Annotated in this window: 12 protein-coding genes; 6 read left to right on the forward strand and 6 right to left on the reverse strand. The window is 42.7% G+C overall.

The features are described from left to right. Positions 1-28: 28 nt before the first annotated feature. From OQY15_RS13745 to OQY15_RS13755, 3 genes are all read left to right on the forward strand, one after another. Positions 29-1,399, forward strand: coding sequence for a dipeptidase (locus OQY15_RS13745; RefSeq protein WP_265792349.1), 1,371 nt, complete (start codon positions 29-31; stop codon positions 1,397-1,399). A 9-nt stretch (positions 1,400-1,408) separates the two neighbouring features. Continuing rightward, positions 1,409-2,344, forward strand: a complete 936-nt coding sequence (locus tag OQY15_RS13750) for a glycoside hydrolase family 25 protein (RefSeq protein ID WP_265792350.1) — start codon at positions 1,409-1,411, stop codon at positions 2,342-2,344. Positions 2,345-2,514: 170 nt separating this feature from the next. Beyond that, on the forward strand, positions 2,515-3,015 hold the full coding sequence (locus OQY15_RS13755) for a peptidylprolyl isomerase (protein WP_265792351.1): 501 nt from the start codon (positions 2,515-2,517) through the stop codon (positions 3,013-3,015). A gap of 50 nt (positions 3,016-3,065) precedes the next feature. Here OQY15_RS13755 and OQY15_RS13760 read toward each other — a convergent pair whose 3' ends face one another. The 3 genes from OQY15_RS13760 to OQY15_RS13770 all read right to left on the reverse strand — a co-directional run bounded on the left by OQY15_RS13760 (position 3,066) and on the right by OQY15_RS13770 (position 5,429). After that, positions 3,066-3,491, reverse strand: a complete 426-nt coding sequence (locus tag OQY15_RS13760; RefSeq protein ID WP_265792352.1) for a transcriptional repressor — start codon at positions 3,489-3,491, stop codon at positions 3,066-3,068. 46 nt (positions 3,492-3,537) lie between these two features. After that, on the reverse strand, positions 3,538-3,726 hold the full coding sequence (locus OQY15_RS13765) for a hypothetical protein (RefSeq protein WP_265792353.1): 189 nt from the start codon (positions 3,724-3,726) through the stop codon (positions 3,538-3,540). A gap of 80 nt (positions 3,727-3,806) precedes the next feature. After that, positions 3,807-5,429 (reverse strand): ATP-binding cassette domain-containing protein, encoded by a 1,623-nt coding sequence (locus tag OQY15_RS13770; RefSeq protein WP_265792355.1) that lies wholly within the window; start codon positions 5,427-5,429, stop codon positions 3,807-3,809. A gap of 108 nt (positions 5,430-5,537) precedes the next feature. Between OQY15_RS13770 and OQY15_RS13775 the strand changes: the two genes are divergently transcribed. Together OQY15_RS13775 and OQY15_RS13780 are read left to right on the forward strand one after the other, a co-directional pair. Further along, positions 5,538-6,116 carry a nitroreductase gene (locus OQY15_RS13775; RefSeq protein ID WP_265792356.1) on the forward strand — a complete coding sequence of 193 codons (579 nt, stop codon included), beginning with the start codon at positions 5,538-5,540 and terminating at the stop codon, positions 6,114-6,116. Then, on the forward strand, positions 6,101-6,559 hold the full coding sequence (locus tag OQY15_RS13780) for a 3-oxoacyl-ACP synthase (RefSeq protein WP_265792357.1): 459 nt from the start codon (positions 6,101-6,103) through the stop codon (positions 6,557-6,559). Before OQY15_RS13775 ends, OQY15_RS13780 begins: the two co-directional genes overlap by 16 nt. A 59-nt stretch (positions 6,560-6,618) precedes the next feature. Here the strand turns inward: OQY15_RS13780 and OQY15_RS13785 are convergent, their stop codons facing one another. Together OQY15_RS13785 and OQY15_RS13790 are read right to left on the reverse strand one after the other, a co-directional pair. Further along, on the reverse strand, positions 6,619-7,323 hold the full coding sequence (locus OQY15_RS13785) for a hypothetical protein (RefSeq protein WP_265792358.1): 705 nt from the start codon (positions 7,321-7,323) through the stop codon (positions 6,619-6,621). Positions 7,324-7,545: 222 nt separating this feature from the next. Then, positions 7,546-8,421 carry a polysaccharide deacetylase family protein gene (locus tag OQY15_RS13790; protein ID WP_265792359.1) on the reverse strand — a complete coding sequence of 292 codons (876 nt, stop codon included), beginning with the start codon at positions 8,419-8,421 and terminating at the stop codon, positions 7,546-7,548. 169 nt (positions 8,422-8,590) lie between these two features. On the opposite strand from OQY15_RS13790, the gene OQY15_RS13795 reads away from it, so the two are divergent. Next, positions 8,591-11,095 carry a DPP IV N-terminal domain-containing protein gene (locus OQY15_RS13795; RefSeq protein WP_265792360.1) on the forward strand — a complete coding sequence of 835 codons (2,505 nt, stop codon included), beginning with the start codon at positions 8,591-8,593 and terminating at the stop codon, positions 11,093-11,095. 70 nt (positions 11,096-11,165) lie between these two features. Here the strand turns inward: OQY15_RS13795 and OQY15_RS13800 are convergent, their stop codons facing one another. Continuing rightward, entirely contained in the window at positions 11,166-11,795 is a 630-nt protein-coding gene (locus OQY15_RS13800) for an outer membrane beta-barrel protein (protein WP_265792361.1), read from the reverse strand. Positions 11,796-12,162: the final 367 nt, after the last annotated feature.

Genomic DNA, 12,162 nt, shown 5'->3' on the forward strand with positions numbered 1-12,162 from the left:
TCTATATCTTTGTCCAAATTCAAAGGTTATGCAAGAGATAAAAAAATATGTTGAAGAGAACAAACAGCGTTTTCTGGATGAGTTGTTCGAATTGTTACGCTTTCCTTCGGTAAGTGCAGATCCAAGTTACAGGGGAGATGTCTTAAAAGCGGCTGATTTTGTAGCTGAAAAACTGAAGGAAGCTGGTGCAGATCAGGTAGAAGTTTGCCCCACTGCGGGTTATCCTATTGTATATGGCGAGAAGATTCTGGATCCGGCACTGCCAACGATATTAGTGTATGGTCATTACGATGTGCAGCCGGCAGATCCCCTGGAGTTATGGCATACGCCTCCCTTTGAGCCCACGGTACGCGATGGAAAGATCTATGCCAGAGGCTCTGCAGATGATAAGGGACAGTTCTATATGCATGTAAAAGCTTTTGAACTGATGATGAAGACAGGTACACTCGCCTGTAACGTTAAATTCATGATCGAGGGTGAAGAGGAAGTGGGCTCGGCCAACCTGGGAGCTTTTGTAAAAGACAATCTGGAGCGACTGACAGCAGATGTGGTATTGATTTCAGATACCTCGATGATCAGCATGGAGAACCCTTCAATAGATACAGGCTTACGTGGCCTGGCTTATCTGGAGGTTGAAGTTACAGGACCAAACAGAGACCTGCATTCGGGTATTTATGGTGGTGCAGTAGCCAATCCTATCACCATCCTTTGCCAGATGATTGCCTCTCTCCATGACGAGAATAACCACATTACCATTCCTGAGTTTTATACCAATGTGGCTGAGCTTTCACAGGATGAAAAGGATGCTTTAAATGCGGCCCCTTTCAATCTGGATGACTATAAGAAAGATCTTGATATCGCTGAAGAATGGGGCGAAAAGGGATATTCTACCTTAGAACGTACTGGTACCAGACCTACCCTGGAAGTCAACGGTATCTGGGGTGGTTATACAGGTGAAGGCGCAAAGACAGTACTGCCATCAAAAGCCACTGCAAAGATTTCCCTGCGACTGGTACCTAAGCAAAGTTCTGATGAGATCACCGCTCTCTTCCAGAACCACATAGAAAAGATTGCACCGGCGACAGTTAAAGTGAAGGTGACAAACCTGCATGGCGGCGAGCCTGTGGTGACGCCTACAGACAGCATCGCTTACCGTGCGGCTGAAAAAGCAATTGAAGACAGCTTTGGTAAGAAACCTATCCCAACACGTGGTGGGGGTGGTATTCCCATCGTTGCCATGTTTGAAAGCGTACTGGGTATCAAATCTGTCTTACTGGGTTTTGGCCTGAACAGTGATGCATTGCATTCCCCTAATGAGAAATACGATATCTATAACTACTATAAGGGAATTGAGACTTTACCCTTGTTTCACAAGTATTTTGCGGAACTGAGTAAATAAATTTAAGACGTGCCCCCACCGATAAAAAAGAAACCCACGGAGCTCCTGAAGAGGGCTACAGCACCAGAAACTACACGTACCTCCAAAGCTGCAGGCAGCACAACAAAGCCTGCAGCAAGACGGAAGAAGGTACCTGTAAAGAAAAAGAAAAAGCCGATGCCGCTGCAGCTGAAGTTCCTGATTGCGGCACTGCTGCTGATCCTGTTTTCGCCACTGTATTATGGCTATGTATTAAAACTGTTTACCTCTTCGATCAGCTGGATCAAGGATATCGGGGAAGACCCGAACTACCGGAGTTATAAAAGTTATGCCATACGCATCCCCAGGAATTTCAGTGTCCATGGGATAGATGTATCTTCTTACCAGGGAAAAATCGACTGGAAGAAGGTAAAGGGGATGAAGGAAGACAGTGTTCATGTGACTTTTGCCTTTATCAAGGCTACTGAAGGAATATCGAGTGTGGATGCGTATTTCCAGAGAAACTGGAGAGAGGCACCCAAGGCAGGGATTGTCTGCGGGGCTTACCATTACTTTATTCCGAGGAAATCGGGATTATGGCAGGCCAGGTTCTTTTTGCAGACGGTGAAGTTTGAAGAGGGTGATTTGCCGCCTGTCGTAGATGTAGAAGACCTGAGTGGTCAGACGCCGGAGAAAATGCGTGCCGAGCTTGGTGATTTCATCCGTCATGTGGAGAAAAAGACAGGGGTGAAGCCGATCATCTATTCGGGACTGGTATTTTACAGGGATTATCTGAAAGGGTATTTTGATGGTTACCCGCTCTGGATCGCCCATTATTATCAGGCAGAACTGAAGGCCGGCGCTGGTACCAAATGGCAATTCTGGCAACATTCGGATAAAGCCAGGATCACCGGAATCAGTCATGTCGTTGATTTCAATGCTTTCAAGGGCGATAGCCTGAGTTTTCAGCAGATGCTGATCAAGTAAAACTGTAGTTTGGAAGAGAAATTTGGAATAACAGGAACAAATTCGAATGTTCCTTTGTTAGGATAGACAAAGCAACGAAACAAAAATCTATATTTGCCGCAATAAATCAAATTCAGCTGTCTGTAATAGCAGTTGTAAAACAATAAATTATTTAACTTAATAAGATTCCAATGAGTATTAAACCCAATACAGTGGTTTCATTGACGTATGAACTGCATACGACTAATGAAGAAGGACAACAAGTTTTCGTAGAAAAAGCTGATGAGCAAAATGCTTTGGTTTTCTTATACGGTACAGGCATGATGTTGCCTAAATTTGAAGAGCATTTAGCTGGCCTGAATGTTGGTGATGAATATAAATTTGAATTGACTGCAGCTGATGGTTACGGAGAACAAGATCCGGGAGCTTTCGCTGATCTTCCAAAAGATATGTTCAAGGATGTTGACTTACCTAATGTAGGTGATGTTATTCCTTTGCAGGATAATGAAGGAAACCATTTCAGAGCTGGCGTTACTGCCATTCATGAAGAAACAGTTTCTGTAGATCTAAACCACCCTATGGCTGGTAAAAACCTGATCTTTGGCGGAAAAATCCTGGCTGTTCGTGAAGCTACTGAAGAAGAATTAAGTCATGGTCATGCACATGGTGCTGACGGACATTCTGGACACTAGTTCCCGGAATATATATTTAATAAAAAAGGCGCAGATTTCTGCGCCTTTTTTTATGCTTTAAGTTTGCTGCATTTCTCGCAGATGCCATAAGCGGTAGTATTAACAGTTGATGCTTTAAAACCGCCAGGCATCGTCATTTTTGGCACTTTCACCTCCAGACAATATATCTTCGCACAGTTGGTGCAGTTAAAATGTACATGTTCATCGTGGTGATGCTCTTCCGAACAGGCGGGTGAGCATATCGCATAGTTGGCTGTACCATTCATATCCATGATGCGGTGCAGTATGCCTTTGTCTTCATAGATATTCAGGATTCTGTACAGGGTGACCCTGTCAATTTCCTTACCCAATTTTTTCTCCAGCTCCGGCTGCGATATCGCAACAGTATCCATCGCAATTTCCTCCAAAACACGAACACGCTGTTTGGTGTGTTTCAGCGAATGCTCTTTTAATATGTCGGCGGGACTTGTCTTCATGGGGTACAAATATACCAATAGCCGGAGCTGATAGCAAATGCTTTTGTTAGTTGTTTTCCAGGTAGTCCAGGCCTTTCTGGGTGATTGTTACCGATGGATGGGCATCATCATAGTGATAAGCGATAAAGCCCATTCTTTCCAGTTCATTATAAGTTTCTTCCATTCCTCCAAGGATGGAAGCGCTCACTTGTTGTTCGATAGACGCCAGCAGCGTTTTTATTTCTTCTCTTTCCATGATCTGATATTATTTCCTATAAAACAAAATGGGCATGATAAAGTTTACCATGCCCATTCTTATTATTTAAAGAATATCAGTTATTTATACATTTCTGCCCTTAACTGTGCAACATCATCGCTGTTGATATATTCATCATAGGTCATCATCTTATCGATAGTTCCTTTTGGCGTGATTTCAATAACACGGGTAGCTACAGATTCTGTAAGGGCATGATCCCTTGACGTAAACAGGATCGTTCCTTTAAAGTCTTTCATCCCATTGTTCAGGGCTGTGATCGATTCCAGGTCAAGGTGATTCGTAGGTTCATCAAATAACAACAGGTTCGCATGTTTCAGCATCATCTGTGAAAACATACAGCGCATTTTCTCACCTCCGGACAGCACTTTCACATTCTTCAATACTTCCTCACCAGAGAACAGCATTCTGCCCAGGAAGCTCCGTACAAACTGCTCGTCTTTATCTGTGTCAGAATATTCTCTCAGCCAGTCTACCAGGTTCTCATCCTTACCTTCAAAGTATGAAGTGTTATCATTTGGTATATCCGCAATATTGATCGTAACTCCGTATTTGAACTCTCCGCTGAAATCCTGATCGCGGCCCGTAAGCACTTCATAGAAGGCAGCAGTAGCCAAACTGTTTTGTGAAACGATAGCGATCTTGTCGCCTTTGTTCACCATGAAACTGATGTCTTTGAACATCACTTCACCATTTACCGTTTTGGACAGTTTCTCTACCTGCAGGATCTGATCACCAGCTTCCCTGCCCAGGTTGTTGAACATGATAGCCGGGTATTTACGGCTGGATGGTTTGATCTCTGTAAGGTCAATCTTATCGAGGGCCTTCTTACGTGAAGTTGCCTGTTTGGATTTTGAAGCATTCGCACTGAAGCGCTGAATAAACTCCTGCAGCTCCTTTACTTTTTCTTCAAGTTTCTTATTCTGGTCGCTGCGTTGTTTCAATGCCAGCTGACTCGACTCATACCAGAAGGTATAGTTACCAGAGTAGATACTCATTTTACTAAAGTCGATATCTACGATATGCGTACAAACGGCATCCAGGAAGTGCCTGTCGTGACTAACTACCAAAACGATGCTTTGATAATCTGCGAGGAAGTTTTCCAGCCATGCGATAGTATCGATGTCCAAATCGTTGGTAGGCTCATCCAGCAGTAGGATATCAGGATTTCCAAAAAGTGCCTGTGCAAGGAGCACACGTACTTTTTGCTTTCCGTCAAGTTCTTTTAGTTGTTTACCGTGAAACTCTTCTTTGATACCTAAGTTGCTGAGCATGGTTGCGGCGTTGCTTTCCATGTTCCAGCCATCCATTTCTGCAAACCTGTTTTCCAGTTCGCCGGCACGTTCGCCGTCTTTGTCTGAGAAATCTTCTTTCAGGTAGATTGCATCTTTTTCCTTCATGATGTCATACAGCTCTTTATGCCCGATCATTACGGTTTCAAGAACAGAAAACTCATCAAACTCATAGTGGTTTTGTTTCAACACTGCCATGCGCTCGCCCGGTGTAAAGGCTACACTGCCTGATGTTTGGGTAACCTCACCAGAAAGAATTTTTAAAAAGGTTGATTTACCTGCGCCATTAGCTCCAATTACCCCATAGCAGTTGCCATGGTTAAATTTTAGATTGACATCTTCGAATAAGGTACGTTTTCCGTAACGCAGGGATAAATTAGATACTGAAATCATATTGCACAAAAATAAGCCGCAAAGGTAACGATTATTTAGTAGAATGCCCGGAAGAGATCGGATTCATTAGTTCGGCTTTAAATGTTATTTTTGTGTTTTACACGATATATGGCAAACGAAATAGAGATACTCAGTTCAATCATAGAACGCCGGAGAAGCATTTTTCCGCCAAGCTACACCGGGGAGGAAATTCCTGATGAATTAATTTTGAAGGTTTTGGAAAGTGCAAATTATGCACCTACACATAAATTAACAGAACCATGGCGTTTTATCGTCCTGCGTAAGGAGGGTAAACATAAATTCGGACTGGAACTGGCACGTTTATACCAGGAGCAGACCCCCCCGCATCAATTCCTGCAAAAGAAATATGAAGCCCTGGTGGAGAAAGCAGACCAGTCGAACGCTATCATCATCCTGAACGCGCAGCTTCATCCTGACCTGATTCCTGAGTGGGAAGAAATTGCAGCTTTTGCCTGTGCCGTGCAAAATATGGCATTAACAGCCGAAGCCCTGAATATTGGTGCCTACTGGAGCTCACCGGGAACGATCGACCAGCTGCCGGCCTATTTCAATATGGCAGAGAATGAAAGGTGTTTTGGTTTGTTCTTCATGGGTTTCCATAATGAAGCCCCAAGGCCGGCCAAACGTGGCCCGATACAAGACAAGGTGAGATGGATAGAGGAATAAAAAGTCAGATCTACCAGCGCTGTATGGACTTTGTGCTGCAGCGGATTGATACGGCAGAAACTGCCCTGAAGCAGGCGCAGGAAGCCAGTAATGATGACACCAAAAGCAGTGCAGGCGATAAGTTTGAGACTACCCGTGAAATGATGCAGCAGGATATTGCAAGAAATAAGAACCTCCTGTTTGACGGGCAGCGGAATTTAGCATTGCTGACCTCGCTGGAGCATGTGCCTGCAGGGGATGACAGTGTGCGAAACGGGAGTCTGGTATTTACTTCTAAAGGTATTTTTTATATCAGCATCAGTGCCGGACAACTCCACGTGGAGGGCGAAGTTGTTTTTGCCATTTCCGCTGCCTCGCCGATAGGACAGCTGCTGATCGGAAAGAAAACTGGGGAATCTCTCAAATTCAATCAGAACGAATATACTATTAAGGATATCCAGTAACAGGATGCGAAACCCTTGCTATTTACTAACAAGGGTTTCGCATCTTGTTTACCTTCCGGTTATTCCGTTACCTCCGCAAAGGAAGCCTCTATTTTGGTATAATAAAGTGCCGTTACAGCTTCAAATCCTGAGTCTGTGCCTACCATGACCCAAACTTCACCCTTGTCATCAGTCTTGCCGGTAAATTCTCCGGAACGTTTGATTAAAGCATATTCCGGTTTATCTCCGTTATCTATATTGCCGAGGACGACCACATCGGCACCTCCGGTAGCCTGATTGCCTTTGTCGATATTTACGCGATAGTAATTCTGGTTATCAAGCACCTTGGCTGGTTCTTTTACAGACATCCCGGCTTTAATATAGACACTGCCACCCGGGCTGCCACCGACCCCGAAATCGGAGCTCCTGGCATTGGATGCCAGTTCTACATCGATCTTCATTTTATAGGTCTGGTTAGGTTGCAGACCAGATACTTTCTTTTTGATGAACATGAAAAGATCATCGCTATGGTTATTGCCAGATAGGAACAGGCCTTTGGACGACTGGTTCAATGGCGCCGGCAGGTTCTCATGTGAGAATTTAAGTTCATAAAAAGCATCACTGTCTTTAGGGTAATCTGCGAAATCACCCTGCCAGGATTGCGTTGAAGAATTGAAACTATCATTTATTCCCCCTTGTCCGGGAGATACATTGTCATTATCATCTTTACATGAAAATAGAAGAGGAAGTATGGAGAGCGCAACAATAACAGATTTGATTTTCATAAATTCTGATTTAAAATTATCAATTGGTTAATAAAAGTATTCACAGCTGATCTGTTCTGTGCGTTTTTTGATGATATGCATATCAAACATCTATAAAAACGAAGTCTAATGCTCATGCGCTACACAATTGAGTTTTAAGGCTTTGCCGGTTCCCCCTGAATGACATAAAAAAAGCCCTTCAAACTAAATTGAAGGGCTATAAATTAATTTTGTTTTTATTTGTTAAAAACTGTTTTTTATGCTGTTGCTTAAAGTTTTTGGTGTCCAGTAACCGCTGGCGATGATCCTTCTGATCGTGAAAAGCGGATCATTTTCATCACGTTTAGTAGACAGAATGAACGCAGTTTTAAATCCTCTTTTCTTTAATTCCGGAATCGCTTCAGGATTCCATAATCCAAAAGGATAAGCAAAATGATGAATATCCTTACCGGTAATTTCCTTTAAAGTTTTGGTAGGTTTATCAATTTGAGTTTCCCAGTCTTTGCCCTGGTATTTCTTTACATTGTGGTGGTCCCAGGTATGTGATCCGATATCATTCCCTTTCTCAGAAAGTTCTTTCACCTGTGCCTTGCTCATGTAGTTAGGTCTTCCTAAAGAAACCGTCATTACAAAGTACATAGCTTTATATCCATATTTTGCCAGCGTTGGTGCAGCAATGGTATACTGGTCCAGGTCGGTATCATCAAATGTCAATACGATAGGTTTGCTCGGCAGGGGAGTGCCATTGTTCAGGTAATCGTAAAGCTGATCAGCCAGGATGGTATGGTAACCGCTGTCGGCCAGCATTTTTATTTGTGCTTTAAAAACATCAATCGGCACTATATAATCTTTAGCGGTTTTAGAATCGGTCGCTCTCCAGTCGCGGATTTGGTGATAACACAGGATCGGTACTTGCTTACGTGCTAAAATGGTTTTTGCATCTGCTACTTTTACACCTGAGATATCTACGGCTTTTGCTGTCGATGCCGGAGCTGCAGAGGCAGAAGTTTGAGTGGTGGTATCTGCAGCAGCATTGTTATCGGCGCTTTTAGATTTTGACTGACAGCCGGCACTCAATAACAGTGCTGCTGCAATGATAGATAAGATATAATGTTTCATTAAGGTAATTGATATTTATTTGTGGCTGCAAAACTATGAAATCAGCAGGCAATATGCTACATAATTCCAAAGCATTTCATTTCTGAGGATAACTAGCTAAGATATTACAGTAGTTGTCCACTTTATAGATTTTTATTAAATAATTTAGAAGCTTTTATAAATTTAATTCATGAAGAAATTATACCTATCTATCTTACTTTCCGCTTCCATATCTTTCAGTGTCTGTGCACAGTCCAGAACTTTTACCCTGACCGAAGCTGTTACTGATGCTCCTAAAGCTAACTACCAGCTGGCATCGCGCTTTTCACCTGAGAAAATCAAAAAGATGGTATATTCCATCGCGGTTGATCCGCACTGGTTAAAACTAAGCAAGCGCTTCTGGTACGAATATGAAACACCCGCAGGCAAACAGTGGTATATGGTCGACCCGGCACAGCGAAGCAAAAAAACGCTGTTCAATACAGTCACACTCGCTGCAGAAATAACCACCATCATCCGCGATCCTTTTGATGCCCAGCATCTGCCGATCGAAAACCTGAAGTTTTCAAAAGATGAGAAGAGTATCAGCTTCGAACTGAAAAGCTCTATCGAAGAACTGAAGAAAGACAGAAAAGATAAGAAGGCTGCTGATTCTATGCAGAAGAAGATCTTTTTCTTCAACTACGACCTTGCTGCAGCGCGACTGACAGAAGTGAAGAACTACGAAAAGCCAAAGGCGAAACCAGAATGGGGATCGGTAGCACCGGATTCATCGGCCGTGATCTTTACCCGTAACTATAACCTGTACTGGATGGACAAAGTTAATTACCTGAAGGCGGTGAAGAATGAGGATGACAGTACGATTGTAGAACATCAGCTGACTAAAGATGGTGTCAAGTTCTATGCGTACGGCGCCGATGGCGACGGGGAAGATAACGTGGAAAATGAAAAGAAAAATAAAAAGAGAAGACCTGCACGTGTGATGTGGTCGCCCGATGCCAAACATTTTGTGCTCAACAGGGAGGATTCTCGTCTGGTAAAGGACCTCTGGGTAATCAATAACACGGCTTCACCAAGACCAACGCTTGAAACGTACAAATATGAGATGCCGGGAGATAAGGAAACGCCGAAGAATGAAATTCTGGTGTTTGATTTTGCTGCCAAATCCTTTAAAAAACTGAATGTAGCTGCTTTTAAAGATCAGAGTGTTTCCGTCTGGCCCGCACCTGCGCTCAATAAGGACAGAGACAATGAGTTCAGGCCAAGTTTATGGCTGGGTGATAACAGTAAGCTATACCTGTCAAGAACAAGCAGGGATCTGAAAAGGGTAGACATTTGTGCCGCCGATATCAATACCGGTGTGGTAACGCCTGTGATCGACGAGCGTTTTAATACCTATGTGGAGATCAACCGCCCGGGACTGGTAAAAAATACCGGAGAGATTATCCATTGGTCTGAGCGCGATGGATGGGCACATTTTTACCTTTTTGATGCAAAGGGCAAATTAAAAAACCAGATTACCAGAGGTTCTTTTCACTGTGAGAATATTGTAAACATAGATGAGAAAAGCCGGGTGCTTTATTTTACCGCGAATGGCAGGGAAGCAAAAGAAGATCCCTACTACGTGCATTTGTATAAGATAAATTTTGATGGTTCGGGTCTTAAATTACTGAATGCCGGTGATTTTGACCATCTGGTAAATATGAATGATGAAGCTTCTTACTTTGTAGATAACTTCTCCAGGGTGAACACCGTACCGCAGTCGGTATTGCTGGACAGGAACGGGATGAAGGTGATGACACTGGAGACGGCCGACCTATCTCTGCTGATGGCTACAGGTTATAAGTTTCCTGAAACATTTAAGGTGAAGGCAGATGATGGCCTGACAGACATTTATGGGGTCATGTATAAACCCTTTGATTTCGATCCAAAGAAGAAGTACCCGATTATTGAATATGTTTATCCGGGACCACAGACAGAGGCTGTGAACAAGTCGTTCAATAAAAGCATGGACAGGGTTGACCGCCTTGCGCAATTTGGTTATGTGGTCATTACTGTAGGAAACCGTGGCGGTAACCCTGCACGTTCAAAATGGTACCATACTTACGGCTATGGAAACCTGCGTGACTACGGACTGGCGGATAAAAAGGCAGCGGTAGAGCAGCTGGCCGACAGGTTTAGCTATATCGATGCCAGCAGGGTAGGGATCACAGGACATTCCGGCGGTGGATTTATGTCTACAGCTGCGATGCTGGTATATCCTGATTTCTTCAAAGCTGCAGTTTCCAATGCAGGGAACCATGACAATAGTATTTATAACAGATGGTGGAGTGAGAAACACCATGGAGTAAAAGAGATTGTTTCTGCCAAAGGCGATACGACTTTCAAATATTCCATCGATAAAAATCCCGACCTCGCAAAGAATTTAAAAGGTCATTTGATGGTGATGGCTGGAGATATGGATAACAATGTGCATCCTGCCAATTCAATCAAACTTGCAGCAGAGCTCATGAAAGCAGGGAAGAGATTTGAGTTTGTAATTGTTCCGGGCGCGCGTCATGCCTTTGGTGCGATGACAGAATATGCCTTCTGGAAGCTGGCAGATCATTTTAATAAATACCTGATCGGCGATTTTAGTCATGCCGCGGAAGTGGATATCCTTGAAATGGACAGGGAAATAGAAAGAAATAAATAAACAAAAAAGCCCTGGTACCTCATCATACCAGGGCTTTTCTCAAAAACTAAATGTGTAGAATCTCTACATATTATAAGTAGAACTGAACACCGATTTTTGGAGCAAAGAAGTTTGCACCGATGTTGAAGTTTTTGCTTCCGCCAGTGCTCACGTCATTTGCATCTTTAGCATTGAAATCATTGTAGCTAATTCCGTTAACTGAAAACTCGATACCGAATTTTTTGCTTGGGAAGAAGGCGAAACCTGGAGATAAAGCAACACCTACGTTGTTGTTTTTGCTCACTTTAGTGAAGTTATCACCGTTAACATCTCCTGCTTTTGTGTTACCAAATGACATTGGAACTGACAATTGTCCGAAGAATTTGAATTGCTCAGTGATTCCTTTGTAACCACGTACAAATGGACTTACTACGAAAGCAGATGTTTTTGTAGAAAAACCTGTTGTTGGGTTAATTGTTGTGTAGTTATAATCTTTCGCAAACTGGTAACCGATTCCTGTACCGACAGCGATGTCATTTGTAATGAAGTAACCTACGCTTGGAACAACAGAGAAATTGATGTCCGATTTAGGATTTCCGTCAGTTTTTCCTGAGTTGAATTCTACGTTACCACCAACCATAAAGTTTCCTTTTTCAGTTTGTGCCTGAGTGGTGAATGCTAAAGCTGAAACAGCTAACAGGGATAATAATAATTTTTTCATTTTGTTGCTTTTTAATTTATAAATCAGCCAGGCTCTTGGTTTTAATGCCTGACTATGTTTGGCATATAGTCAACACTGATGCCAAAGAATAACCTTCATTGCAAACTGGAAAAGGCATTTTTTCTAAATCGCTATCGGATAGTAAGATAAAATGTTTTAGTTTGGCTCTTATTATTTTGACGTGACAATTAACATAATTTTAACATCAAATTAACTTTGTCTGCTTTTCGGACAGTTTGACTTTCTTTGTTAATCTGTCAGATTCTAGTGTCAGTTTTTTTAATCGTATTTTAATCTCGTTGTAGTAATTGAATTAAAATGGGAGGGTTTCAAATAAAAAAATCTAACTTCATTAAAACCTTTATGC

The sequence above is a fragment of the Pedobacter sp. MC2016-15 genome, assembly GCF_026239695.1.
GTDB lineage: Bacteria > Bacteroidota > Bacteroidia > Sphingobacteriales > Sphingobacteriaceae > Pedobacter.